The sequence below is a fragment of the Acidobacteriota bacterium genome, from assembly GCA_038040445.1.
In the GTDB taxonomy this organism is placed as follows: domain Bacteria; phylum Acidobacteriota; class Blastocatellia; order UBA7656; family UBA7656; genus Onstottus_A; species Onstottus_A frigus.
Genome location: JBBPIG010000005.1, coordinates 237,610 through 262,907 on the forward strand (window position 1 = coordinate 237,610; position 25,298 = coordinate 262,907).

20 protein-coding genes are annotated in these 25,298 nt (G+C 56.5%); 11 read left to right on the forward strand and 9 right to left on the reverse strand.

The features are described 5' to 3' along the window. Positions 1-10 precede the first annotated feature (10 nt). The 5 genes from AABO57_07815 to AABO57_07835 are packed head-to-tail and all read left to right on the forward strand — an operon-like array spanning position 11 to position 4,475. The gene (locus AABO57_07815) at positions 11-1,036 is read left to right on the forward strand and encodes a MoxR family ATPase (GenBank protein ID MEK6285631.1); all 1,026 of its coding nucleotides are present in this window, start codon (positions 11-13) and stop codon (positions 1,034-1,036) included. Beyond that, complete coding sequence (locus AABO57_07820; GenBank protein MEK6285632.1) at positions 1,033-1,743, forward strand: hypothetical protein; 711 nt, start codon at positions 1,033-1,035, stop codon at positions 1,741-1,743. Before AABO57_07815 ends, AABO57_07820 begins: the two co-directional genes overlap by 4 nt. 29 nt (positions 1,744-1,772) lie before the next feature. After that, positions 1,773-3,686, forward strand: a complete 1,914-nt coding sequence (locus AABO57_07825) for a type IV secretory system conjugative DNA transfer family protein (protein MEK6285633.1) — start codon at positions 1,773-1,775, stop codon at positions 3,684-3,686. A gap of 16 nt (positions 3,687-3,702) precedes the next feature. Continuing rightward, positions 3,703-4,263 carry a hypothetical protein gene (locus AABO57_07830; GenBank protein MEK6285634.1) on the forward strand — a complete coding sequence of 187 codons (561 nt, stop codon included), beginning with the start codon at positions 3,703-3,705 and terminating at the stop codon, positions 4,261-4,263. Positions 4,264-4,265: 2 nt separating this feature from the next. Continuing rightward, a complete protein-coding gene (locus AABO57_07835; GenBank protein MEK6285635.1) occupies positions 4,266-4,475 on the forward strand; it encodes a hypothetical protein in 210 nt (69 codons plus the stop codon). 14 nt (positions 4,476-4,489) lie between these two features. Here the strand turns inward: AABO57_07835 and AABO57_07840 are convergent, their stop codons facing one another. The 4 genes from AABO57_07840 to AABO57_07855 form a co-directional block, all read right to left on the reverse strand. Beyond that, on the reverse strand, positions 4,490-5,974 hold the full coding sequence (locus AABO57_07840) for an SDR family oxidoreductase (GenBank protein MEK6285636.1): 1,485 nt from the start codon (positions 5,972-5,974) through the stop codon (positions 4,490-4,492). A 123-nt stretch (positions 5,975-6,097) separates the two neighbouring features. Then, positions 6,098-6,571 carry a hypothetical protein gene (locus AABO57_07845; GenBank protein MEK6285637.1) on the reverse strand — a complete coding sequence of 158 codons (474 nt, stop codon included), beginning with the start codon at positions 6,569-6,571 and terminating at the stop codon, positions 6,098-6,100. Beyond that, positions 6,561-6,791 (reverse strand): hypothetical protein, encoded by a 231-nt coding sequence (locus tag AABO57_07850; GenBank protein MEK6285638.1) that lies wholly within the window; start codon positions 6,789-6,791, stop codon positions 6,561-6,563. Before AABO57_07850 ends, AABO57_07845 begins: the two co-directional genes overlap by 11 nt. A 52-nt stretch (positions 6,792-6,843) precedes the next feature. After that, positions 6,844-7,278 carry a hypothetical protein gene (locus AABO57_07855; protein ID MEK6285639.1) on the reverse strand — a complete coding sequence of 145 codons (435 nt, stop codon included), beginning with the start codon at positions 7,276-7,278 and terminating at the stop codon, positions 6,844-6,846. Positions 7,279-8,133: 855 nt separating this feature from the next. Here AABO57_07855 and AABO57_07860 point away from each other — a divergent pair. The 6 genes from AABO57_07860 to AABO57_07885 all read left to right on the forward strand — a co-directional run bounded on the left by AABO57_07860 (position 8,134) and on the right by AABO57_07885 (position 14,575). Then, entirely contained in the window at positions 8,134-8,952 is an 819-nt protein-coding gene (locus AABO57_07860; GenBank protein ID MEK6285640.1) for an ArdC-like ssDNA-binding domain-containing protein, read from the forward strand. Positions 8,953-9,232: 280 nt separating this feature from the next. Beyond that, positions 9,233-9,631: a single-stranded DNA-binding protein gene (gene ssb / locus AABO57_07865; GenBank protein ID MEK6285641.1), complete on the forward strand. Its 399-nt coding sequence runs from the start codon at positions 9,233-9,235 to the stop codon at positions 9,629-9,631. Between the two features lie 187 nt (positions 9,632-9,818). Further along, positions 9,819-10,712: a DNA-primase RepB domain-containing protein gene (locus AABO57_07870; protein MEK6285642.1), complete on the forward strand. Its 894-nt coding sequence runs from the start codon at positions 9,819-9,821 to the stop codon at positions 10,710-10,712. A 61-nt stretch (positions 10,713-10,773) separates the two neighbouring features. Beyond that, positions 10,774-10,980: a hypothetical protein gene (locus AABO57_07875; protein ID MEK6285643.1), complete on the forward strand. Its 207-nt coding sequence runs from the start codon at positions 10,774-10,776 to the stop codon at positions 10,978-10,980. Between the two features lie 488 nt (positions 10,981-11,468). Then, the gene (locus AABO57_07880; GenBank protein MEK6285644.1) at positions 11,469-12,071 is read left to right on the forward strand and encodes an ATP-binding protein; all 603 of its coding nucleotides are present in this window, start codon (positions 11,469-11,471) and stop codon (positions 12,069-12,071) included. A 20-nt stretch (positions 12,072-12,091) separates the two neighbouring features. After that, complete coding sequence (locus AABO57_07885; GenBank protein MEK6285645.1) at positions 12,092-14,575, forward strand: S8 family peptidase; 2,484 nt, start codon at positions 12,092-12,094, stop codon at positions 14,573-14,575. A gap of 346 nt (positions 14,576-14,921) precedes the next feature. On the opposite strand, the gene AABO57_07890 is transcribed toward AABO57_07885, so the two are convergent. From AABO57_07890 to AABO57_07910, 5 genes are all read right to left on the reverse strand, one after another. Beyond that, positions 14,922-17,216 (reverse strand): DUF87 domain-containing protein, encoded by a 2,295-nt coding sequence (locus AABO57_07890; GenBank protein MEK6285646.1) that lies wholly within the window; start codon positions 17,214-17,216, stop codon positions 14,922-14,924. Positions 17,217-17,294: 78 nt separating this feature from the next. Beyond that, positions 17,295-20,651, reverse strand: a complete 3,357-nt coding sequence (locus AABO57_07895; protein ID MEK6285647.1) for a Swt1 family HEPN domain-containing protein — start codon at positions 20,649-20,651, stop codon at positions 17,295-17,297. A 3-nt stretch (positions 20,652-20,654) separates the two neighbouring features. Beyond that, entirely contained in the window at positions 20,655-23,528 is a 2,874-nt protein-coding gene (locus tag AABO57_07900) for a DUF1156 domain-containing protein (protein MEK6285648.1), read from the reverse strand. Beyond that, positions 23,525-24,085: a HEPN domain-containing protein gene (locus AABO57_07905; protein MEK6285649.1), complete on the reverse strand. Its 561-nt coding sequence runs from the start codon at positions 24,083-24,085 to the stop codon at positions 23,525-23,527. The genes AABO57_07900 and AABO57_07905 overlap by 4 nt, the downstream gene beginning before the upstream one ends. A 4-nt stretch (positions 24,086-24,089) precedes the next feature. Next, the gene (locus tag AABO57_07910) at positions 24,090-25,286 is read right to left on the reverse strand and encodes a DUF262 domain-containing protein (GenBank protein ID MEK6285650.1); all 1,197 of its coding nucleotides are present in this window, start codon (positions 25,284-25,286) and stop codon (positions 24,090-24,092) included. Between the last annotated feature and the right edge of the window lie 12 nt (positions 25,287-25,298).

Genomic DNA, 25,298 nt, shown 5'->3' on the forward strand with positions numbered 1-25,298 from the left:
AAGTAGATCAATGATCCCTCATAATCCTAACCTGCCGACGATAGATCCTCGCTTGCTCGTCGACTCGGATGGACCTGCCGCCCTCGCCGATCTTCTCGCTCAGACCGGCTACGTCATTCAGCGGCGAATGCTCATCGACCTCAAGCACGTCTTGCGCAGCGGTAAGCCATGGCTCATTGAAGGTCCACGCGGCGGCGGTAAGACAGCCCTTGGCGAAGCTCTCGCACAAGCCTGCAACTTGCCCTGTTTTTATTTGCAAGGAATGCAAGGACTCACTCTTGATGACGTGCTCTACTATTGGGATCGGGAAGGACAGAACCAATGGGTCCGTCAAGCTACCTCCTCCGGTAAATCACTCGCCGCCGCGCGCGCAGAGCAGTGGTCCCGAGAGTACCTCGTACTCGGTGAAGCGCTAGGCGCCTTCGATCTGGCTGCAAGCTGCGACATCACTCCCATACTGATCATCGATGAGGCCGATAAGCTCCAGGAGCACATTGAAGACATGCTGCTCCAACTTCTCGGCCGCGGATGGGCGCACGTGCCGCGCTTCGGCGATATCGGTATCCGCGATGGCGGCAAGTGGCCCGTCGTCATACTTCTCTCCAACGACATCCGTCACGACCTCTCACCACCACTACGCTCGCGCTGCCTCTACAGTTGGCTCGAACCACCGACTCCGCGCGAGGAGGTTCGCATTCTTCGCGCTCGTGTTCCTGCCGCCTCGCCCCAGTTGTTGGGCAATGTGGTGAAGATCATTAACTGCATTCGCGGCATCGGCGGAGTCACAGACAAGCCGGGCCTGAGAGAAAGCATTGACCTTCTGACTGCACTTTCAAACGACGCGTCAATTACCTGGTCCGCTGAACTCCTCGAAGAGCACCTCTGTTTTCTTGGGAAGAGAGTGAGGGACCGCTCGAATCTTGAGAAGGGTGTCGCGCGTCTGCTGCAGGCTATTCGCTCGCCACACCCAGACATCGATCGTTGGGTTGAATCGGCGTGCGCCGAAAGCATTTCGATACTCGAGGAAACCGCATGAAGAAGACTCAGATTGCGGCTCTTGCGCCTGCGCACAAACGGACACTGCTCCTCACCGCCGCAGCCGCATTGCTTCTCATCGTTATGCTCGCCAAATATCTGGCACCTCGGAACGTACCATCTGTTGATCCGACCGTCTCTATCGAACGCGCGCAGAACGACGACACTCCCAATCAACGCGGCGCCCAAGCTCCAAACCTTCCCGACGATGGCGAGGTCTATCGCACCGCCGAGCGGCTTCGCGAAGCTTCGGCCGTCGCACTCGCTGCGGGTCTCTATGTCGCGGGAGAACAAGTCAACCGCCGCTATCCTCAAAGCGCTGATTCTCTCATCGCCGGTTTACGATCAGCCGGCCTGTTGCCTCCAGCCATCACGGTCGATGGCCGCGCCATGCTCCACTCGCATTTCGCAAGGGTACTACTTCGCTTCAGATCAAATCCTTTGGCGATTGAGACGATCTCTGTACCGAATTCTCGCGAGGATGGACCAGGTTTGATGGTTCGCATTCCCGGCTCCGGTCCTGATGGCGATCGCGGATCTGTCTTTATCGCCGATCGACTTGGTGACATCAATCCACCCAGCCCGTTCGCTTCAATCACCGACTGTGTACGTGCCGGCTGGATTGATCAGCCGATCAATCAAGCTGAGACGCCTCAAGAACAACAGCAGCAACTGCGCGCTTGGCTGGCTACGAGGCGGCCTCGGTAAGCCAGTCCTAAAGGAGGGATGCTCCTCACGTGTCGCTACTGCACTACATTGAACAATATGACGCCGTGCACGGCATACCGCGTCCGATGGACGCACCTCATCTGACGGCTTATCACGCGGCTCTTCGTTGCCTTACCACCGGCGCCGGAATGCTGGGCCTCGTTCTTTGCGGGTTGCTTTCGGCTTACCTTCTCTGGATCACCGCTAATAACCTTAGCGTAGATTTCGAGGTTCGGTTGATCTTCGTCATCGGCATGATCATGGCTGTCTTTGTGGGATCAATGGACGCCTTGCAACTTGTGCTTCCCTACTACCGCTTCAAGCAGCGCGTTACTCACGGCTCAGCTATGTGGGCCGACACTCCCTGGCTCAAGGCTGAAGGATTTGCGCAGGACTTCACCGATACTCCCAAACCGGGCGACCTGCGCATTGGCGTACTCCATACCGGTCATCAGCTCGTCCTCCCCGCGTCTCATACCATGCGACACCTCGCCATGTTTGGTCCTCCGGGCTCCGGCAAGTCCAAGACCTTCCTGATGACTTTCCTACGCAACTGGGCTAATTCCGGCTCCACCATTGTCCTTGACCCTAAGGGCGAACTCTTTGAGGAGACCGCCTCTCTGTATCAGCATGTCTATCGGCTCGACCTAATGGATCCCAGCCGGTCTGACTGCTGGAACTTCCTGCCCCACTGTAAAGGCAATGCCGAACTCGCCCATCAGATTGCTTCTATCATCATCGGCTTCAGCCCGAGCAACAAAGGCACCGATACTGAAGACTTCTGGCGCAACTCTGAAATCGCCGCGCTTGCGGCAATCCTTCTACACTTGCCTCAGATCATCAACGATCCCACTCCGGCGATGATCAATGAATTCATCTCTCTGCGCTCTATCGATCCGGCTGAAGGCGAGTCGGAGTCGCCTCTGACCAAAGAGATGATCAACTCTCCTGATCCTCAGGTCGAGGTCTACTGGGGAGCCTTCACCAAAGCCAAGCGGGATCTTCAAGGCTCCATACTGACTGGCGTCATTTCCAAGTGCCAGGCCTTCACTACTCCTAATGTGAAGGTGGTCACTACTAGTCTTACTGATCCTGGGTCCAGTCCTCGAGAGGCCATTGATCTCAAGATGCTGCGCAACCCGAGCACTGCTATTTACGTGGTCATTCCAGAAGGCGACGCCGATCGCTACGCCTCGTTTCTAACGACTTTCTTTGGCCTCGCTATGACCGTCCTCAGAACTCTACCTGTTACGTCCGACACCGTACCCGCCCTGTTCGTCTTCGACGAGGCCGGTAACATCCCGATTCACGGTCTTAAAGAGATGCTTGGTGTCGGGCGCGGACGGAAAGTCGGTCTCGTTCTCGCCTATCAGAACCTCGGTCAGGTCTACGCTCATTACGGGCGTGATGGCGGCGACGCAGTTTTGGGCTCCATCAACACAATGATCTTCTTGCCTGGCTTGGACCAACGCACTACTGAATTCGCGGCTACGAGAGTAGGTAGGACCACCGTTCTTCAGCAAACGACCATCGACGCAGTCGGCACGCAGAACGACGCTGAGCGGCTTGCGGAAACGAGACGCGACCTTGTTGATGCGGCCGAGCTGCGCCAGCTCGTTCGACACAAGCAGGCTGTCGCCATCATCGATACTGCTCCTCCTATCAAATTCTCTTATCCTCCGTTCATTCAAGCCTCGCCTGCGACGCTATCTATTCCCGCCTACAAGGGCACACCCCATATCATCAATCTCAAGGGGGCTCAGAAGGTAAACAGACCAGACGGGGATAAGCGTACTGGGTCGACAAATCCCACAACGGTCGCGGCCCCTTCGGATAATTGCCAGCAGGCCATCGAGCACAAAAAATCATCCCCGGCTCATTCACAGCAAGCGGCGCCACGACCGGCACGACAGAACCCACAAGAACCCGAAATCAAAATCTGACGCTAGAGAAATGCCTATGCCGTCACCAGAAGGAAAATCAGGCTTCCGATTCAGCTATCTCATACTGGGCTTCTCTGCCGTCGCTCTTATTGGCTCGTATCTCTATTCTCTCTGGACCGTTTCTCAACGGGAGAAAGCGATGCTACCGCGACCGGCGGTTGACCAGATAGTCAAGGCGCTCAGGACCTATCATCACCAGGCAGGCCGATTCCCGCAAAGCTTCGTTGAACTCGAAGCGCGCGTCTGGCGGCACAATCATTCTCCCAACTTCGGCGACGACGGACGTAGCCTGTCGATGGCCAATTATTACTACCTGTACTATGCGGTCGATTCGGGTGCCTGCACTCTGTGGGCAATACCCATCAACAAGCGCAGAGAAGAGGGCTCGACATTCTTCCTCACACTTTCGCCCGAAACAGTCCGCCGCTGGAAGGGAGCGCCTCTAGCCCTCGAAGAGATCAAGCGCCTTCCTGCGCTTCCCGAACCCGCTCAGCTCGCACTACTCGGCCTCACTGAGCAACAACCAATACAGCTACAGCGCTCGCCCAATGGGCAGAAGCTTCAACTGGGGAATTGATAATGCGAACAAGAATCGACAATAGCAGCCGACGCTACACTGGCGGGCGCACCAAAGAGGCGCTCACGTACGCGGTAAGGCTCGTCGTCAGCCAGCTTTCTAACGGCATTGATCTAGCGGAGGCGGTTCAGTTCGCAGCGAAATATCACAACGTCACCTGCGCGGCGATTGAAGCGGAGCTTGCGAAAAAGGCTGGCGTTCTCAGTCGATAATGTCGCCCTCGTCATCAGCTTGTTGCTCGCCCTTCCTTTCCTACCGCGACGATGCGGCGCAGCATTCCCGTAAAGATGAGCTGGTGTACCGGGAAGAGAACGTACCAGTAAAGTAGACCCGATAGTCCGATGGGATCGAAGATCGCAGTCTGGCGAATGGTGGAGCCCGAAGCATCGCCCTGCACTTCGAATTCCAGCCAGGCTTTGCCGGGCAGCTTCATCTCCGCTGAGAGCCGCAGCAGCCGGTCAGGCTCGAACGCTTCGACGCGCCAAAAATCAAGGGTTCCACCGACACTTGGCAATTCGGGATCAAGACGGCCTCGTCGCATCCCGACGCCACCAACCAACAGGTCCAGAAAGCCCCGGAGGCGCCACAGCCAATCGCCGAAGTACCATCCGGTCTTGCCGCCGATTCGGCGGATCGGGGCGAAAGCGCTGGCTGGCGGGCGGCTGACTCGCGCTACGCGCGAATCCACGATCCGCGCGCCGAATCGTGCGCCCCCCCAAGTCGGCTGGGGCCCTGCCGAAGAGAGCGCGTCGGACCAGCGCGTCTGCGCAAAGTCGCGATCCTCATTGCGTAACGCCCTGGCGATGGCTTCGCTGATTCCCATGGGTCGAATCGGGAATACTCGGAGCGCGATTGAGTCCTGCACCGTGGTCTGATTGCGCAGACTATCAATCAGCTTCCGACCGACGCGAGCGTAGAGGGGGGTCACCAACCCCAACCACAAACTGGAGAGTCCCGGAGTCAGCACGGGAACCGGAATAAAAGCGCGCCGCAAGCCGCGCTGCCGGGCGTACTCGCGCATAATATCGCCGTAAGATACCTGATCGGCGCCTCCGATCTCGTACACCTCGTTTTGCACGCCAGGCGCCTCCGCCCCGGCCACGAGGTAGGCCACCAAATCCTCAATCGCAATCGGCTGGGCCAGTGTCGCCACCCAGCGCGGAGCGATCATCAACGGCAGGCGTTCGGTCAACGCCCTGATCATCTCGAAAGAAAGACTACCTGAGCCAATCACAATCGAGGCGCGGAACTCGATCACCTCCACGCCGCACTCGCGGAGAATCTGACCGACTTCCTGGCGGCTGCGCAGGTGCGATGAGAGCGACCCTTTGCTATCCCCTAGCCCACCCAGGTAAATGATCCGATGCACCCCGGCACCTTGTGCTGCCACTCCGAAGTTTTGCGCCGCGCGCCGATCCTCCTCCTCGAAATCGCCTGCTGATCCCATCGAATGCACCAGGTAGTAGGCGGTATGAATACCCTGCAATGCCGACGCGAGAGCGCCTCGATCCAGGACATCGCCCGCGACCACCTCCGTCTCCGACGCCACCTTCGGGCGAAGGAATTCCGGGTGGCGCGCCAGACAACGCAATGGGTAACCCGCACTCTCCAGCGCCTTCAAAAGCCGCCCGCCGATGTAGCCGGTGGCCCCCGTGAGAAGTATCCGTCGAGTCAAACTTCGATGTTTCGCCGCTGGATTTGTAGCGCTCATAGTGCTCATTAGTTAAATAAGACGTATGGGTGAACAGCGATAAAGAACCAACATACTGTTCTCACGCTCAATTGATGCTCTTGTCTTGTTCCCCTCGGCAGGATTTCAGATGTCGCTCGGATCTCACGCCCTCATGCTCGGCACTCGCTTGAAGTCGTGTGTCACGACATCGGTTATCCCAACGCGTTCGGCTGCGGCGACGTTGATTGAGTCGTTCACGAACAAGCCATAGTCCCGGCGAATTGCATGACTTCGCGCGATATCAGCGGCTCTGATTTCAATAACCGCCAGAGGCAATTTGAGGAGCTTCTCGACCTGCGTCACGTAATCGCTTAACTTGGGAATGATTGTCGGATCGTCCTTCAGTTTCTTGAGAGCCTTGCTAGGCGTTATCAAACCTTTGCCAACTGCCTCGATCAACATTTGGCGATGAAGAAGCTCGGCGATTATGACCGTCGTTACCTGCCCCTCGATCTCATTCTTGGCAACCCGCCGAAGGAAATCCTTGCATTCCGAGGACGACCCTGCGATGTGATACAAAAGGATATTGGCATCAACAAGACACTTGCTGCCGGCCGACAACAGCTTAATATCCACTGAACTCCTCGTCTTCGGCGAGGCGGATTAGCGTCGCCCGGTCCGGCGCTTTTATTGAACCGAAGGTTTCCTCAACGATGGCGACCGCCGCGGCCTGCTTTCTAGCATCGCCGGAGGGCTCGGGCGCTATCTCCTCGAGGATCGTGGTTGCTAACCGTCGTCTTTCCTCGGTTGGAAGCTTCCGCGCTTCTTCTAACAGACTCAAGAGGTCCGTGCTCATGATCATCTTCCTCTCCAAGAACTCAGTATACTATTTTTGTAGCTCTTAGTCGTCACACGACTGCGTCCACGATCTGCAGTTCGAACGCCCAGCCTTCGTGAGAGGCTAGGATCGAGGCAAGATCATCAATTCCCAGTGCGATCCCATCAACGACCAAGAGTACGGCTCCTTCACCGTCTGACGTAATGCGACCGCTGAGTCGATCGTGCAGCATTCGATAAGTTCCCGCTGAACCGCTGACATGACGGGTCGCCAAAGCTCGGTACATCTTCTGCCTCAGTCTGCCGAGAGCGCCGTAAGGACTTGTCTCGCTGTACGCCGCGAACTCGTATCCGTTACCGCTACGCCCTTCCTCCTCGGCGCGCACTGTGAATCCATGGGCGCCCTCACTGCAATTGATTATGAAGACTCGCATGCGACCCGCATAGTCCTCGACCTCTTCCCTCATAGGAAAGTCGGCTTTCCACTGCCCCTTACGGCTCCTCATCGTAGTGATACCTCCTTTCGCCATTGGTGGGATTACCAGATTCTGAGTGCGGACACCTTCTTCCGCCGCCGAGCTCTTGTTCATCCAGTTTCAGAGAAACTCCGTTGGCTCCCTACCGATTCTATCCGAAGGCACGCAATGCTCGAAGTTGCTGCTATGGGACACTTATGGGACATATGAGACTCTCGACTAGGCCGTGCTGATCGCCAAGACAAGCGAGCGTTTGAGCAACTTGGATTATCAGAAGGCGTTCGGCGTCTCAAAGCCAATTGCATCGACGGATTTGGAAGATATGCTAAGGAAGGGCATATTGGAGAAGATAGGAACAACAGGCAAGGCAACCTATTACGTGCTCAACCGCAAAGGGCTCACAAAGGGCTCAAAGGGCTCATGAAAAGGTCAGAATGCAAAGGGCTCACGAAGGGCTCAAAGGGTTCACCCCAGGGACGCGGGCAATGGCTCATAAATGGTTCAATTGGCTCATCGGAATACGTGATTCCACCTGCCCCGTCCCCATCATTATTTAATACCCGCCGTTCATAGCACAGCTCAGACACGGCGGTAGCCCACCCGCCCACCCATCATTATTAATACCCGCCGTACGGCGAACATGCATCTGCTCAACCCATCCCGAACTAAACCCTCCCGGCTCATTCTCCTCTCCGACAAATTCAGGTAAAGGGGCAAGACGAGTCGGCCCAACGGCAGCGCTTGTTTGTCGCTTCGCGTCTTTCCCTATTTCACTGCCTACCTGCGGGCCGACCCCTATGACCTGAATTTGTCTCCGCTACACATGGCCTCTATCGGGTTTGTTACTAGTTTTTTTAATTCCACAAAACCCTTTGGAGGTACGACATGAACCTTGACGCAACCAATCAGCAGAAATGGAGCGACTTGTTAACGCAAGCCGTCACTCAACCCGGTTTGATCCTTAAAGCTTACTCGGCTTTTCACGGCTACAGCCTAGGCAATCAACTTGGCGCACTCGTGCAATGCCAGCTTCAGGGTATCGAGCCAGGCCCGATTGATACATATAGAGGATGGCTCGACAAAGGCCGCCACGTACGCAAAGGCGAAAAGGCAATCTGGCTTTGCATGCCTCTTACTCGCAAGAAGACCAACGGCGACACAGGCGAAGACGAGCTCTATATAACCGCTTTCGTTTGGAAGCCGCGATGGTTTGTGTTGGCGCAGACCGAAGGCGAGCCGGTACCAATGCCCGAGATTCCAGAATGGAACAAAGAACGCGCCCTTGCTGCGCTTGGCATCGAGCAGATTCCGTTCACACACACAAACGGCAATGTTCAGGGATACGCGAAGAAATCCCAGGTTGCTATATCGCCGCTTGCCGAACTACCTCACAAGACCCTGTTTCACGAAGTCGCCCACGTTGTTTTGCTGCACACGGCAGAATCCGATATCAACGACTCCGAACAGACCCCAAGGAGCTTACGAGAAGTTGAGGCCGAAGCAGTAGCACTTTTGGTTTGTGAATCGCTTGGCTTGGCATGCTCTGAATACTGCCGAGGCTACATTCAAAGCTGGCTTGAGGGCGACGTGATCCCGGAGAAGTCGGCGCAGAAAATCTTCGGAGCAGCCGACCGCATTCTGAAGGCTGGCATCAATCATCAGGCTGAGCGAACGCAATCAAACGCCAATCAGCCGTTGGCATGACCCTTGCACAACAAAGGCTGGGTGTTGCGAGCACCCAGCCCGACTTTCCGCCCCATTGACACGGGGAGAAAAGAGTTTCGACCAATGTCAACGTATCACGACCATTCCACCCATTCAACCGCTTTTGAGTTTGTTAGATCACGCTTCGGGTGCGCGCCCGAAGAACTCTCCTGCGCTGAGGCTGCAGCCTGCATAAACGCACTCGCTGAACTCCTCGACGCTCAACCGCCAGGCTTTTCACGCCTGCGCTTCACTTCAACAAACAAAGGAGAACAACACCATGTCAAGCTTTAACAAAATCACAGTCGTTGGCTATCTGGGCAGAGCCCCGGAACTGCGTTACACGCCGGATGGCACACCCGTTTCCAACTTCTCAGTTGCCACGACCGAGAGGCGCAAGGACAAGTCCGGTGAGCTTCAGGAAACCACCACATGGTTTCAAGTCGCCCTCTTCGGACGCCGTGCCGAGGTTGCGAATGAGTACCTGTCAAAGGGCAGCCATGTTTGGCTCGAAGGTCCGCTGACCCTGAATCAGTGGACCGACCGGGAAGGCGCAGCCCGCGTCAACCTGGAAGTCAGAGCCTCTGACATCAAATTCCTGTCTCCCTCAGCCGAGAAAGCCACAGCCGCAGCCGCCGCAGCGGAAGTGACCAGCGAGGAGCAGGACGTTTCGTTCTAGCGGCAATCCGTGGGCCAGTGTCGGGCACAGCGCTCGGCTCTGGCCCAAATTTTTCGCGGGTCCGCTTCTAGCGTACGCGGACCCGCGAGGCTCACGCCGGTCCGACAACGAGAACTAACTCAGCGACGCGCTGAGCCGTGCGTTGCTGAGATTGAGCCGACGAGTAGTGCGGCTGGGAGCAAGAATCATGAGTGACATAGTTGCTGAACTAGAGCATCGCTACGCTGGTCGAAGAGGGCTGCCATCTTCCGAAGTAGCCGAGGCCTCAGTAATGCTCGATCTCTTTCAAGGCCTTGGTGTCCAATGTTTCTCTCTCACGTTCACTGACGACACTGGACGCAAGGTAGCTTTCAGGCGGAATAGGTCCGTTGAATCACTGCGCAGTGAATTGCCGTGTTTATTATTCACCTCCTGCCAGAAGCGGCTGAACGTGATTGTGCGGCCGATTGCTGCACGCCCTCTATCGCTCATACAGCTTGATGATCTGAGCGCTTCCCAGCTTGATCGAGTGCGCGCGTTCTCTTTTCTCGTACTGGAGACGAGTCCAGAGAACTTCCAAGCTTGGGTAGCCGTCACTGACGCCAGTCACCAGACGATCCGCAGAGTTAAGAAAGCAGCAGGAGCCGACCTCAACGCGAGCGGGGCGACTAGGCTCGCTGGATCATACAACTTCAAATCAAAATACGCGCCCAACTATCCGCGCGTGCGGCTTCACTCCATTGCACCTCTGCACGCTGTCACAGTCGGCGAGCTTGATCGCGCTGGCTTAGTCGCACCCGAGGAGCACACGCCTCGCGCGCCGCGCCATGCTCCCAGCTATCGGCGCAGACATCGGTTGCTGGTGTGGCCCAGCTACGCACGCTGTCTGGCTGATGCGCTTGGAGCAAAGAATCATGAGGGCAAAGACCGCAGCGCGGCAGATTTCAACTTCTGCCTCATCTCTATAGATCGAGGCTGGTCTGTTGAAGCTACCGCAAACCAACTTATGGCTGAGAGCGAGAAGGCGAAGTCAACCGGATACAACTACGCGCTCTTCACTGCCAAGCGAGCTGCTTCCGTGGTTAGTAGCAACCGTCGTTGAATACATCTCGCATCGCGACATTGTCGAAGATTGAGACTTTGAAGATTGGAGAAGGACTATCATGAAAAGCTGGAGAGTAACCGCCACGTTCCCGGAGTTGCCGGCGGCTCACGCAGTACAGGAGGCGCGCGGTGAAGGTTCAAGTCTATCAGTTGCCATCAAGCGCGCACTCGATGCGATTCTGCGCGAGCCTCACGTGAAAGGCCGTCGAATCTTGACGGTGAAACTTTTCGTGAGGGCTGAACAGCGTGACGACGAACTGCCGTGAGGTGCTAAGCGTGACCAACGCTGAACGGGAAAGTGTGTTTTACTTTGCGTAGCGAGTCGGCGTTACGATATATACTAATCCTCCTACAATGGTACTCGGGGGCTCGGCACTTGGCTAGCAGGGAACAGATCAAAGCACTACTCAAGTCGCACATTGATGGCGACGATACACAATTCTTTGCAGTCGCTATGCAGGTCGCGGCGCACGAGGCGCAATTAGGGCACGGCAAAATAGCACAAGAGCTCCGTGAGATGATTGACGCGGCAAAGCTGAAACGAAAAGGTCACAGTGCGGGCCGACCGGTTCCGATCGCTCAGCCACGCGGAGAACTTTCGAGCCTACTTTCAGTCTTCTATCCTAAATCGAGATCGGCCGATCTCATCGTTGATGCGCCAGTTCACGCCCGGCTCAGTAGGTTAATAAAAGAGCACCGACACATCTCAAAACTACGTTCCCACGGACTAACGCCACGAAGGAAGCTTTTACTTGTGGGCCCACCCGGCACGGGGAAAACACTTTCAGCGAGTGTTATCGCGGGCGAGCTTGGACTGCCGCTTTTCGTAGTCCGACTGGATAGTCTGATCACGAAGTTCATGGGTGAGACCGCAGCGAAGCTTAGATTAGTTTTCGATTCGATCGCACAGGTTCGTGGGGTGTATTTGTTTGACGAATTTGATTCAATCGGGGCTCAGCGAGGAATGGGTAACGAAGTTGGAGAGATAAGAAGAGTGCTCAATAGCTTCCTTCAGTTCATCGAGCACGATGAATCTGACAGTTTGATACTAGCAGCTACAAACCACCCGGGCATCTTAGACTATGCGTTGTTCCGCCGCTTTGATGATGTCATCGAATACACACTGCCGGAGAAAGAGTTCATATTTAAGGCAATCAAATCAAAGGTCGCGTCGGTTAAGAAATCGAGAATGGACTGGGAGGCGCTGGCCAACGTAGCGAACGGAATGAGCTACGCTGACATAGCGCACGCTTGTGAAGAAGCGATCAAGGGAATGATAATAGATGACCGACAAAAGCTGACGGAGCAAGACTTGTTGGACGCGTTGTCGCAGCGAAAGTCCATCCAGCGTAGTTAGCCGATCCACAATCATCCGAAATGGCAGACGGCAATCTCGAGAAACTCCCGCACCTCCTCGTGACTGGCACGGGCCAGGCGGAATCGTATGTTAAACCACCAGGAGGAGGCGGCGGAGAATTTGCTCTTCCGCATCGGAACAGAAAACAACACGGCAGAGGCCTTCTGGCTCAGCTCAAGCAAGTGCAACAGGCGGCTGAGGCCCTGGCTGATGAGCAGCGTGCTTTTGGCGTTGACGCGGGCAACGGCATCGTCATTCAGTTCGAAAGCGAACCGGACTACGAACTCGCGATCAAGAGCCTTGAATTCTTTCCGTCGGGAATAGAACTCCTCGCGGTGAGGCGACTCGATGATAGAGTTATCGCGACTGTCTTTGTTCCAGAAGGAAAGATGTCTCGCTTCATCAACGCAGTCACCGCATATCTCGAACAGCAAACCCAGTCCGGCAGCCCCAAGAACCAAAAGCTCGTCGAGAGCATTTCCGAGATTCGCAGAGCCGTGCTGGACGCTTTATGGACAGATGACGGCGCCCCGCCAGCTGAGGATGAAGCAATATTTTGGGAGGTCTGGTTAAGGGTGGGGTCCGAGCGGGAAGCGTTTGTGGAAAGGTTCAAACAGCACGCTCAAGACTTGGGGCTTGACATTGGCGACGAGCAACTCAACTTTCCTGATAGGACGGTTGTGATCGCCCGAGGAACCAGAGCACAAATGAGTCAGTCAGTCGATCTGCTTAACTGCGTTGCTGAACTCCGAAAGGCGAAGCAGACCGCGGCCTTTTTCACATCCATGACAGCGGCTGAACAGTTTGAGTGGATTGAGGAGGCGTTAGCTCGCATCAGGCAAGCACCTGCAAATAGTCCGGCAGTCTGCATACTCGATACTGGCGTAAACAATGCGCATCCGTTGCTTAACGGCTCTCTCGCTGATGCCGACATGCACACCTACGATCCCGATTGGAATGTGGCCGACCATCACGGACACGGAACAGAGATGGCGGGTCTGGCCCTGTACGCTGATCTGACAGACCTCCTGGGCTCTCCTGACGCGTCGGAGCTAAGCCATATTCTTGAATCGGTCAAGATTCTTCCTCCTGAAGGCGAGAACCCCCCAAAGCTGTACGGCAAGATTACCGCTGAAGCTATGGCTCGGGCTGAGATCGAAGCGCCAGATCGTAAACGTGTCTTTTCGATGTCCGTGACGACAACCGACTTTCGCGACCGGGGACAACCCTCAGCGTGGTCGGCTGCGCTTGACGCTTTGAGTTCCGGTGCCGAGGAACAAGGCGAACATCGCAGGCTGATCTTTGTTTCCGCAGGCAACACTGACCCGAATGGCCGCCACTTGTATCCAGACTCGAACCAAACCGACGGAATTCACGATCCCGGTCAATCCTGGAATGCGATCACCGTGGGCGCATCTACTGATAAGACGAACATCGACACTGATACTTATCCCGACTGGACGCCGGTTGCTCCTGAGGGCGATCTGAGTCCCTCTAGTTCCACTTCTCTGGTTTTTGGCCGCCCCTGGCCTATCAAGCCAGATGTCGTTCTGGAAGGTGGCAACATGGCTATCAATCCTGGAACTGGATTGGCAGACTACGTTGATAGTTTGCAGTTGCTATCCACTAACTGGCAGTTCGCTACAAGAGCCCCGCTCGTGGTTACTGGAGACACCAGCGCGGCCACTGCGATGGCGGCTCGAATGGGTGCGATGTTGCAAGCCGCATATCCGCAGTTCTGGCCGGAGACGATACGCGCTCTGCTTGTGCACTTCGCCGAATGGACAAATGCGATGAAGGAGCGATTTGTCCCATTGAACACACGCAGTGCAACTATCAGGTTGCTTCGCTATTGTGGTTTCGGAGTGCCCAACCTGGAGAGGGCAATGTGGAGCGCGAGAAACTCGCTAACTCTCATCGCCCAGGAGTCGATTCAGCCGTTTGATAAGGCCGGCCCGAAGGTAAGCACCCACGAGATGAGCCTGCATAGTATCCCGTGGCCAGTTGACGTGCTCGAAGGACTTGGTGAAGTGCCCGTCGAGATGCGAGTCACGCTTTCGTATTTCATTGAGCCAAACCCCGCTCGGCGTGGATGGATCAGGAAACACAGGTATGCGTCGCACGGGCTTCGCTTTGATGTGAAGACGCCTCTCGAAAGCCTCGACGAGTTCAGACAACGAATCAACAAGGCCGCACGGGACGAGGAATTCGATAGAGCATCATCCAGCGACTCGGCCCGGTGGCTCCTCGGTCCCGACCTTCGGTCGCTCGGTTCCTTGCACTCCGACCGTTGGACAGGTACAGCGGCCGAGCTGGCTCAGCGTGGAATCATTGGTATTTATCCCGTAAGTGGCTGGTGGCGCGAGCGTCATCAACTTGGGAGGTGGAATAAACGCGCGCGTTATGCGCTCGTTGTTACCATTGAAACGCCAGAGGTTGACGTTGATGTGTACACCCCGGTCGTGAACATGATTGCGGCTCAAATCCCAACCGAAATTCAGTAGTCAATTCATGTGGAATGGCCGATTTTGACTCGCATCTGAATTACGTCGCTGCGGCTGACGGTCGGCAGGGTGCCGAGCGGCCATGAACCTACCAGGCCGGAAAGACAGCAGGGAGTGTAGCCCATGCAGCTTTGGCATTGACCGTTTGTACAACAACCAAATATAGGTCTCCCGGCGTCTGAGGTGCATGTCCTAGCTAGGAGGCGCACCGCCTTTTCTGAATCCGAAATTCAACGGTGGAACTAGTTCGTAACAAATACAAATCGCGAGATGTTCCACAGACATGAGGACAGCCAGTCGCTCGCGCGAAGGACGGAGAATATGGATCCTGAAGCTACCCTCTGGCCTATGTCTCCGCCTCTTCAGTCTGCGAACCTTCTTTGACGCCTTCCGTGATGTCAACACTTACACTGGGAACGTTTCCGGGATCGCTTTCGGCGCGCACTCCGTCCGCATTAGCTGCTCCCTTTCCTCGGAACACGCTTAGGAAGTCTTTGCGGTCATTTAAGCGTATTAGCACAGGGTTGCTGCAAGAGGAAGCACGTCCGAAAGCCACTGCGTGTCTATCCTCTAGCGTTGATAGAACGCCTGCGTATTCCTCACCTACGTAGTTCTTCAGGAAGTCCATTCCTGTAGCATCGAACACTCGAAGGGCAAAAACCGTGTTGCACTGGTTCAGGATTGATTTGGTTACGTTCGCGGTTCTTTGTGTTACGACAAGGCAGCCAAGGCCATACTTACGGCCTTGCAAAATGGCTTTTGCCGTTCCGTTTGTTGCAACCTTATCTCCCTCGCTCGCAACTGAGTTCCACTCTGGAATCAGAGAATGCGCTTCTTCAAGAACAAGGCAGCATTTCGCCACGTCAGTCATCCCTTGCGCTTGTAACACCTCAAGAGCGGATTCGGCAAAGATCCGGGTGATTTCGGTCGGCGTCAACGATGCCATTGAAGCGTTATCTTTGAAGGGTCTGCTGTCCTGGCGCCATACCTCGAACTCCGTTGGGTTGAACATAAGTAGTCTACATGCCTCATTCTCTTTGAGGAATCCCTTCAGAACAGTCCTTACTGCGAGTGAGAAAGTATTGATGCTTCCACCCTCCTCTACATTTTGGTTCACCAACGTTTTTCCTGCGGCACCAATCGCCTGAAGCTTCTCGATTGCCGGTCGCCTTGCATCAGCATCATAATAAGGACTCAGCTCTTTGGCGTATTGGTTCGTCAGATCAAGACAGATTACCTTCACTCCAGCGTCAATCATTCGCTCTACCAATTCCAGAGCGAGGAATGATTTACCGGCGCCGAGAATGCCTAAGATGGCAGCATTGTGCGTGACGAGCGAGTGCACATCAACACTAACTGGATAGGAGGTTCCGGGGAAATGGCCGATCGCTGACCTGTCGGCGTCCGGTGACTCTGGCTCAACAAGGAACACTGGCGCATTCGGTTGTGGGATCCATCTGACAGCTTCAAAGCGCCGCAGTTCATCACGCCAGCGACCTATCTTCTTAGCCTCGCCACGTACGTATCCCCTCTTGTTCTTCTGCTGAACGATTTCCTCCCTTGTTAAACCATTGATGATTTGATAGAGCACCTTATTAGGGCCGATGTTCACTTCGACAAGACGGCCCTCTTCGAGATCGAGGTCTGTACGTACAAGCTCCACTCTGAGACGCGAGATATCCGTATCCTGCGTGACAAGTCCAACCAACCGATCCTTGCCAGTCCAGGCCCCATCAGTAATTTGGCGTCTTGAAGAGTCGGCTAGGTCAATTTGCGTAGCCAGGCCTTTTGATTCATCGCTGACTGAGCTAGATCGTTGGATGAGGTCTCGTACAGGCGCGGGTATAGGGAGATGGAAGGCCCTAATCCACGCGCCTTCAGCAAACCCAACTTGGTCGAGTATCATAGCCAAGCCCGGCTCGCCAGAATCGCCACGTACGACTACAAGGTCCCCGAAGACGACCGAGCTATCGATTTGCTGACGAATTAGGACGACACTCGGGATTTGATGTCCGACAACCTCACCAACCTCTTGGGCAGCAGGTCCGTTTCTCCACAATCTCCACAGTCGCTTGAGGAGAATGCTAAGCGCTTCCAAGGGCTGGATCGTGACGATTACCGCCCAAGCTAAACCGATGATGAGGTACTCGCGGGGCACGTCTCGGTGAAATGTGACTAGGGCAAAAAGGAAGACCGCCGAGAAGACGGCCTTCGGGCCGCCTATTGCGTCCGCCACCAGCCTCAGCGACTCTGACGACTTCTTTAGTGAACTGCGCGAAGAGTCTTTGAGTGCTATCGAGAGCACGCTCGCGACGAGTACCACACCAATGTAGCAAGTCGCGGTTAACCATAGAGATCGATCAAAGCTGGTGTACTGGTGCTGGGACGGGAGGTTGACTGCTAACAAACCTATGCCCGCAGCTACTGCGTACGATATGGCATCTGCTGGCTTATGGTAGAAAGGCGTCACTAAGAGGTTGCCAAGCAACAGTGCTGCGATCCCTGAGTAGAACCATAAGCCTTTCTCCGTAGACGGTGGCAGCCAAGAACCAAGAGCCACCTTTGATGCAAAGAACAAAGCGGCCAGATAGAGAATCAAAATCAGCAGTCGAATGGGTTGGCTCGGCGTAGTAGTTGCCAACGCTATAATCCTCCTCTTCTGCAGCCGCTAACAGCCTTGAGCTCCGGTCGACAAGTCCGCAATTCGGTTAGGTAGAAGTCACTCACTCTCGAAGCCGTGACTCGTGAACTTGAGCGTCCGGCTGTTCTCAGTGACCGTTCTTACGACGTTCTCGGGCGCGCCGCCGGGGATCGCCGCTTCGATCTCAAGAGTCACCGCGACGTTGGCTCCGACCAAGCCAGCCAGATGAGCAATAACCTCGTCGGCGATACGGCTCGCGTCGCGGCCCACGCGGGTGGGTTCGAGGGTAACCGTCCCGTGAAAACGCCTTGGTCTGGGCGCGGGTTCGGGCGTCGTGGTGCCCCCCTTTTCGGTTGCCGAATCGCCGCCAGTTGGCCCGCTTGCCTTGCCAGGCCCAGCGTCTCCACCCGTCACAACCGCAGCGCCCGGAGCGGGTTGAATCTCGGCTTCCTGTTGCTTCTGGGCAACGTCAAATCGCACCAGCAGCCCCGACACTTGGTCATCCGAAATGCTGACGTGCTGTCCCCCGCGCAATCCGCGATAGCGCCCGGCCTCTTCGTCGTAGCTGTCAGCGTACGCAAACCCGTCCTGCTGCCAGGTCAGCAGCGAGACGCCGCTACGGATTGATTCGAGCAACACCATTGGCCCTTTGAGTCGAGGCAGGTATAGATAGCTCGCGAAGTCCTCGATGAGCTGTTTAATTCCGACGTGCTTACCGCGCCAGAGCGGCACGCCATTCAACTCCATCCTCAGCCGCGAGGGCGCGAAACCAGTGATAAGCATCTCATCGCTCTTCAGCTTCTTGCTGGCACGAACCGCGAGGGCGTCCTGACCAGAGAGCCTGAAGCTCTGCCACTCCACCACAGCCTGCGGCGAGGTCTGCACTGGCACTAGCAGCCATTGGTACGCTTCTGGGATGCGCGCCGTAACCGCGCCATCGGCGGATGCCTTCTGCGTCTCAGCTTGCTTCACTTGTTGCGGGTCGAGATTGAGTTGCTCCTTCTCGGCCAGCACTGACTCCCACGCGAGGTAACGTCGCGCGGCCTCGTCGAGGTCCTGCAGCCGAGTCTTGTCAACGGCGAGAAAGACGAGCGTGTTGCGGTAGAGGCGAGGCGTGTTGCCACGCGCTTCGAGGATCGCCTTCGCGGCGGCCTCCGCTGCGCTCGCTGGCTCCTTGGTGTAGGGATGGTCGGTGCCGAGCACGACCAGCCGCGCGTCGAGATCGTCTGGCACGTCTTGGCCAGACTGTGGCATTGGATGGATGCGGCTGAAGTCACCCGTCCGGCGCAGGTCGGCGCGCAGGCGTTCGTCCAGCTCGTGCACGACCTTGTCGGGATCACGCTTGAGTTGATCGGCACGGTCCTCCGCCAGCTTGGTCACAGTTGGCTGTGTCGAGTACCAGTAGCGTGGACCGTCCTGGTAGAGATAAGTCGCTGCTGCGGCCAACCGCCGCAGCGCATCCCCAAAGACGGCCGGTGACTCGCCCGGCATCACGCAACCGAGCTTGACCCGTCGATCTTCAAGTCCTCGATGGGCCGCTTGGGTGAGGGGCGCAGAACCCATGTAGATTGCACGCGCCACGCGCCGGCACGCCGAGAACTTGCCAAGGTTGGGCACCTCGCTGTCGAGCCTCAGTGGGAGCGAGCTCGGACCGTCCACGTCCTTCTCGATCACCGGCACCCAGTTGTCTGAGAGGTAGCGCGTCAGCTCAAACTGCACTCGCGGGTCGTCAATCGAGATGTTCGCCGGCAGGATGAGCGGGTTCTTGTCTCCCTTTTCCCAAAGGCTATGGATAACTGCAGCCATCAATCGCAACACGCCGCGAGTGCGCTGAAACTTCACCAGCGTCGACCAGTCGTTGTAGAGCCTATCGAAAATTTCCGGGTGGATTGGATACGCAGCCTTTATTCTTTTCTCGTAGTCAGAATCCCGACATTCGGGCGGGAACTCTGCCTGTTGCGTCCGGTAGAAATCGGCAAATCCGCGCGCCACCACGTCCCGGTCCTTGAACTGGGCAGGCTCGGACATCGGCTCAAACAGTCGCCGCCGCACGATCTCGAAGCCCTCTTCGGCGCTGGCCGGTCGCCACGAGGACTCGACTCGGCCTACCACATTGCGCAGACGATCAAGCGCCTCACGACCCCGTTGGCCGCCCACCTCCACATCATCGGCTTGTGTGTGCGGCGAGCCGCCAGTATCCGAGGCCGGAAGACTGATCACCAACAGACAGTTCTTTGCGAGCTTCGCCGACTCGGTCAGTACCTGCGCGAAGGTGAACTGCGTCTCGAAGCCGCCCGCTGGCAAGTCGCTCTGGTCGTGGAGCTGCCGCGCGTAAGCAACCCACTCGTCGATCAGAATCATGCACGGGCCGTATTCCACGAAGAGTTCGCGTAGCACGTCGCCGGGGCTCGTAGCCTTCTCGTCGTCAGCCTTGATCCGGGCAAACGCCTTCTTGCCGCCGAGCTGGTAGGCGAGTTCTCCCCAAAGCGTTCGCACGACCGTGCCGTCAGGTTTCTTAGATGGGCTGCCAGCCGAGATCTTGTTCCCGACCAGCACCACACGACGAACGGTAGGCAGTGACTTAGCTTCCGCTTGCTGCATCACTACGTCGATGCCTGCTAGCTCCGCGGGCGCGATGCCGGAGAACAGGTGATAGAGCGCCAGCATTGAGTGCGTCTTACCGCCACCGAAGTTGGTCTGGAGCTGCACCACCGGATCGCCGCCCTTCCCGGCGAGCCGCCGCACTGCGCCGACCAGCATCCCCTTGAGGCTCTCGGTGAGATAGGTGCGTCGGAAGAACTCGACGGGGTTCTTGTACTCGTCCGTCCCCTGGCCGAGATGCACCTGCCACAGATCGGCGGCGAACTCGGCCTGCTGATATTGGCCGCTTGCCACATCCTTGTGCGGTGTCACCACCTCGCGCCACGGTTTGAGGCCGCCTACCGCCGCGCTCTCGATGGCCGTGCCGGCGCTCTTGCGCTTTTCGCCGCGCACCTGCTCGTCAAACCGCAGGCGCAGCAGCTCCGTCTTCATCTTCTCGATCTCATCGGCCTGAGATGCAGAAACCGCCGTCAGCAACCTCCCCGCCGAATCGAGGGAGCGGTAAGCGTCATCACTTGAAAAAGTCTGTTGGTGCGCCCACTTGTTGCGGACTTCTCGGAGCTCGCTGACCAACGTGCGCTCAGCTTGCCCAAGTGTCTTGTTGAACACGCTGTTCCACTCGTTCCACATCACCGATAGGATTCGCTGCGTATCCCAGTCCAGTATCTTTTCCTGGCGGCTGGTTCCGAACAGCCTGTCGTCAAGCCGAGACCTGAGCTGCTGCTGCCAGTCATCGCCGAGAGCCGCTGTTAGCTCGCGCTCGAAGAACGGCATCAGTCCGCTGTTTAGCAATTCAAGCGCCTTGCCGACGCGGTCGTGGTTGGTGATCGCCATAGGTTATTCCTCATTTCCGTCAAACAGCTCGGCCTGCGACTCTCTCGGCTTGCTGCCTTCGCGAGCCAGGCGGGTGATCTCGGGCCAGCTTTGCACTAGACCGTTATAGGCCAGCGCTTCCGCCGCTCGCTTCTTGCGCTCGCACAAGGTGTAGAGCCGGTAGGCCAGCTCTCGGGCGATCTCGGCCTTCCTGCCCAGCTTGCCGACGAGCGTTCCCGCGGCACCCTCGCCGCCTGCTTCGAGCGAGCGGATTAGGTGGTGGACCATCTCCCACGCCGTGAGGCGCGCGTCCGTCGTCGGGTCCCAGTCGGCAGGCAGCTCGCTTGGTTTCAGCAGGCGCACCTTGCCGCGACTCGAGGCCAGGATGCCCGCATTCTCCATTCCGGCGACGCTGGTGTTCTTGGCCTTGGAGAGCGTCTCTGCCACGCCGTACTCGCCCTCGACGAAGCCCGACTGCTCGAACCACGCGAGCGCCCAGCGGCTGTCGGCGTCGAAGTCGCCCTCCTGCTCGGCCAGCGCCTCGTCGAGGGTCTGATTGATGAGTGCAAGCGCATCGCGCACCTTGAGCCGCTTGCCCTCGGCGTCGAGCACCTGGGCATATCGGGTGTAGACCGCCATGCCTGGTCCGATGGCGGCTTGAGCGAGATCCACCGGCGCGATGTTGCTCCGCTGCACGTGGGCAAGCGCCACTGGCAGCTCGACCTTGAGCGCGGAGACGAATTCTCGCCGCGTGGCAGTGGGCGCGTTCATCGCTCGTCGGCGGCATACGAGGACGATGCTGGAGGCAAGAGTGTTCGTACCGGTGGACCGAGCTCCGCGCTCGGTCCGCATTGGCCAAGTGCCGGTGATAGCGAAACCGGCGTCGATCACTGCTTCGAGAAAGGTATCCCAGCCCGTGCTGGCGGTGCCATCTATCTCGTCGCTTTCGGTCTGTTTGAAAGCGTAGTAGATAGTGACCGGAAAGGCCGAGTGCGCCTGCTCTGCCAAGCGGTGCATCGCGCGTGTCATGCCATCGAGAAAGAAGGCCTCCGCCTCTTCCTTACTCGCGTGCCGGTACGGCGTGGCGACCAGTTCCTCCGCCTTGGGCACAGCTAATGTTGTGAAAAGCTCAGGGAAGACCGGCTTTAGAGCTCGGCGTAACCAGACGTAAAAAAAGTCTGACAAGTCTGCGTAACCAATGTTGTCGTAGTACGGCGGATCCGTTGAGACAACTCGATTGCTAACTGAAACGCTTTGGGCGTCACATTGGGATGCCTCACCGTCCGAGCCCGGGACAATCACCTCGAGCGCCTTTGCGACTTGGCCGATTCCGCTATCAATACTTCCTGTCGCCGATCCAAGCGTGTTGGTTTCACAGTAGTCCCAGGTCATAGGGAGTGCCTGTCGTCCGAAGGTGTTTCGAAGAGTTTCCCCTGCGGAAATCCATCTACAGATTGTCGAGTTATAGTCAGCCGCCTTGTCTAGTGTGATTCCCAAATACGTTGCGATGGCATCGGCGTAGGCAGCGGCGCCGGTCCCTCCGGAAGCCAAGGCTATGCCGTCGTCAGGCAATCCCGTAGCCAGCGCGTGCTGCTTCACCAGTTCTCGTGCGTTCTGTGCTAGGTCGGAGAAAGTCGTTAGCGCGACAAGTTGGCGGGGAGTGAAGTAGTCGCCGAACGTCCTAAAACCATAGCGGCGACCCTGCGCGTTGCTTGCCCAGGTCCCACGGCTTGGTGCGTCGGGCTTCCAAGTCGGCCGAGCAGCGCGTGCGATGACTTCCATCTCTGTCGTCGGCGACACGTAAATTCGGCCACGCTCGCCTTCCGCGACGATTGCCATCAACCGTTCCCCGATTCGTCCAGCATTGGCCTCGTCATCGATGTACTCGTACCTGATCGGGACGCTCGAAATCAGACATCGGAAGCTTCCTTGCGAAATTCTAGTGCCGTTCTTCGCAGTCTCCGCGTCCTTCGGCTTGCCCACCTTCACCGTGAAGCGGTAACCGCCGCCCTCGATCACCGGCTCGACATACGCCTCCTTCCCTGCCTTGGTGGAGAGCATGAAGGTAGACGCAAGCGGCACATCGACGTTCGCGAAAGCCGGGTTCGGGCTCTTCACCGTGCGCGCCCAGAGCCAGGCGATCACGGTGAGCTTCTTGCCTACGTACTTTTTCAGGTCCGGCCGCTCCTTCGCCATTGCCGCCGTGATCTCTACCTTGGGGTAGAGGTGGCCGATGCGCTTCTCGGCTTCGTCGCGCATCCATTTGCCGTAGTAGCGCACGTCCTCGGCGAGACCCTGCGCGCCACGCCAGCTCTTGTCCATCTGCTCTTTTTGTTTCTGCGCATCGGGGTTCACCGGCGGCTTGCCTGCGAACTTCGGCGGGATCTCGATCATCGCCTTGTTGATGAGCACAGCCACCGGATTGAGGTCGCTCGCATACGCCTCCAGCCCGAGCCGCTGCGCTTCCAACGGCAACGATCCGCCGCCCGCGAACGGATCGTGGAACGCAGGCAGCTTGTGACGGTCGAATAGTTCCTTGGCGCGTGGATGGTCAACGTTCTCGGCGCACGTGTAACGCCAGCTCTGCCAGATTTCGTCTCGCGCCTGCTGGAGCACCTTCTCGTTGGTGGTGTTCTCCCACAACACGAGGTCCTCGATGATTCGGAACAACCGCTGCCGCTCCTTCTCCTGCTTCTTCTCAGTCGGAAACAGATCCGGATGCGCCGACGGGTCGTCCACCATCTGCGCGAAGATCACAGCCCTTGCCGTCGCCAGCGGCCGCCGCGCCCACCACAGATGCAGCGTGCTCGGATGCCCGTGACGAATCGACTTCTCCCGCGCCGAAGCCTTATTGATCGCGTCGAGCGGCAATGCCACTTCGATGAGTTTCTTCTTCATGCCTCTGACAGCGCCGCAACGACCGGCGTCGGATTTAGTTTGGCTTCTATGTAAGAGACGAATTTCAAAGCCTCAACATATAGCCCATATACTTCGTCCGAAGTCATCTCCAGCGGGTAGCTAGCGAAGTTTTCATGAACCAAAAGATTCCTTATATCGCCAAGTTGCAAAAATGCGGCAACGGCTCGCGCTAGCTCCGGCTCCTTGAGTTCAAGTTTGGCGGAATCTCTTAGTAAAGTCCCAAACATCGCGAAGAACGGCATCACACTGCGGTTACCTTCACGCCATTGGAAATAGGTGAAATATTGCCGCTCTATAGCCTTGATCCGAACTAGAGAAGTGAGTGCTTCGTCGGCGTTTGACACGCGTGCCGCATAATCCGTAATCGTATTCGTGATCCGACTCTCAAAATAACTCGCGATCGAAAGCAGGAGAGTCTTGCTCAGGAACGCCTCTACGTTCTGTGAAAACGACACCTGGCCCTGTCCCTGCAGAAAGCCGGCGAGCTCTTTTTGCTCTCTAAAGAGAGTGTCAATAAGCGTTATTTCCGATGGCATTGTTTCATCCGAGCAAGATGGCTTTCGATCTCTCAAGTCGTTTGGCCACATTTACTGCGCTCGCGGTCTCAAATCTTGCTGCGAAAACAAATCCGTTATCGGCTTTGAGCAGTTGCAATTTGTCCGGGTCAATCGCCGGTACGTCGAGTGAATTGTTGGCAAACGCTACGCTACATTGTGCGGCGAATACCGAGTCTATGAAGGAAACATTGACTCTGGAGCCTTGGGTGCCGAAGAAGGCTTTTGGGGGTAACGCAGCACATGCATCCAGGAATGCATAGAAGAGCTTTTCGAGATACTCAACCTTTTCGTCTGAGAGCGACTTTGTTCGCTTAGAGGTAAGATTGAGGAACCTAGTCATTGATGGTTTGTACTGGTCGCCCCATATAACCATCGCGAATGCACGCAATAGAATTTCGATGTCTTTCATATGAAGGTCAGGCTCAGGAACCCCTAAGAGATCGCGCCAGCGCTGGTCTAAGTTGATTCGGTAGAGCATCTCATAGAAAGCGGAGTGATATAGACTGGTTCGTATCTCCTGAGGTTTGAGATTGATCCCACCTGTGTTTAGGCGGTTGAATATCTCGTAGATCGAAGATGAATCATCATCCTCCGCATCTGGGGCGTTTTGCTTTATGATGATATTGCGGACGGTACGAAGGTCAAATGTTGTTTTCATGTCACCCAGCGTTCCGTAATTGAGTCTATTGAGTCGATTGGGACGATTCGGAAGTCGCTCTGTGAGCTGAAGGTTGAACTTCACGAAGAATACATCATCGTGCAAAACCTCCTCAGGAATGGTTGCTTTTTCATCGAAGATTCGACGCAACTCAAAGCGCTTTTCCTTTCGAGGAAACCTCTGCTTGATGAAATAATAGATTGACATCAAGCGTTGCTGCCCATCGATCACAAGAAATTTGTTGCGTCCCTCTTCATAAAGAAAAATCTGCGGGATCGGCAAACCAATAATCATTGACTCAATAAGCTTTGAGGCCCGCTTCATGTCCCATACATAGTTACGCTGGAATCCTGGTATCTTGACCGCGCCAGATTCAATGAAGCTGAACATAGTCGAGGTGTTGAAGTCATTGGGCGAAGCCGTTATGTCGTATTCCTTAATCTGAAAATCGTCTGCGTCGCCCGTTTCATCCTCAAACCAGTTGTCGCTGCCACCGGCTTCGATTTCCTCGTCAGTCTGCATTGTTACCTCCCT

Bases quoted from the DNA above. Each gene is read 5' to 3' on its own strand.
- AABO57_07815 (MEK6285631.1), top strand. From the start codon at position 11: ATGATCCCTCATAATCCTAACCTGCCGACGATAGATCCTCGCTTGCTC.
- AABO57_07820 (MEK6285632.1), top strand. From the start codon at position 1,033: ATGAAGAAGACTCAGATTGCGGCTCTTGCGCCTGCGCACAAACGGACA.
- AABO57_07830 (MEK6285634.1), top strand. From the start codon at position 3,703: ATGCCGTCACCAGAAGGAAAATCAGGCTTCCGATTCAGCTATCTCATA.
- AABO57_07835 (MEK6285635.1), top strand. From the start codon at position 4,266: ATGCGAACAAGAATCGACAATAGCAGCCGACGCTACACTGGCGGGCGC.
- AABO57_07840 (MEK6285636.1), bottom strand. From the start codon at position 5,974: ATGAGCGCTACAAATCCAGCGGCGAAACATCGAAGTTTGACTCGACGG.
- AABO57_07850 (MEK6285638.1), bottom strand. From the start codon at position 6,791: ATGAGCACGGACCTCTTGAGTCTGTTAGAAGAAGCGCGGAAGCTTCCA.
- AABO57_07855 (MEK6285639.1), bottom strand. From the start codon at position 7,278: ATGAGGAGCCGTAAGGGGCAGTGGAAAGCCGACTTTCCTATGAGGGAA.
- AABO57_07860 (MEK6285640.1), top strand. From the start codon at position 8,134: ATGAACCTTGACGCAACCAATCAGCAGAAATGGAGCGACTTGTTAACG.
- ssb (MEK6285641.1), top strand. From the start codon at position 9,233: ATGTCAAGCTTTAACAAAATCACAGTCGTTGGCTATCTGGGCAGAGCC.
- AABO57_07870 (MEK6285642.1), top strand. From the start codon at position 9,819: ATGAGTGACATAGTTGCTGAACTAGAGCATCGCTACGCTGGTCGAAGA.
- AABO57_07875 (MEK6285643.1), top strand. From the start codon at position 10,774: ATGAAAAGCTGGAGAGTAACCGCCACGTTCCCGGAGTTGCCGGCGGCT.
- AABO57_07885 (MEK6285645.1), top strand. From the start codon at position 12,092: ATGGCAGACGGCAATCTCGAGAAACTCCCGCACCTCCTCGTGACTGGC.
- AABO57_07895 (MEK6285647.1), bottom strand. From the start codon at position 20,651: ATGGCGATCACCAACCACGACCGCGTCGGCAAGGCGCTTGAATTGCTA.
- AABO57_07900 (MEK6285648.1), bottom strand. From the start codon at position 23,528: ATGAAGAAGAAACTCATCGAAGTGGCATTGCCGCTCGACGCGATCAAT.
- AABO57_07905 (MEK6285649.1), bottom strand. From the start codon at position 24,085: ATGCCATCGGAAATAACGCTTATTGACACTCTCTTTAGAGAGCAAAAA.
- AABO57_07910 (MEK6285650.1), bottom strand. From the start codon at position 25,286: ATGCAGACTGACGAGGAAATCGAAGCCGGTGGCAGCGACAACTGGTTT.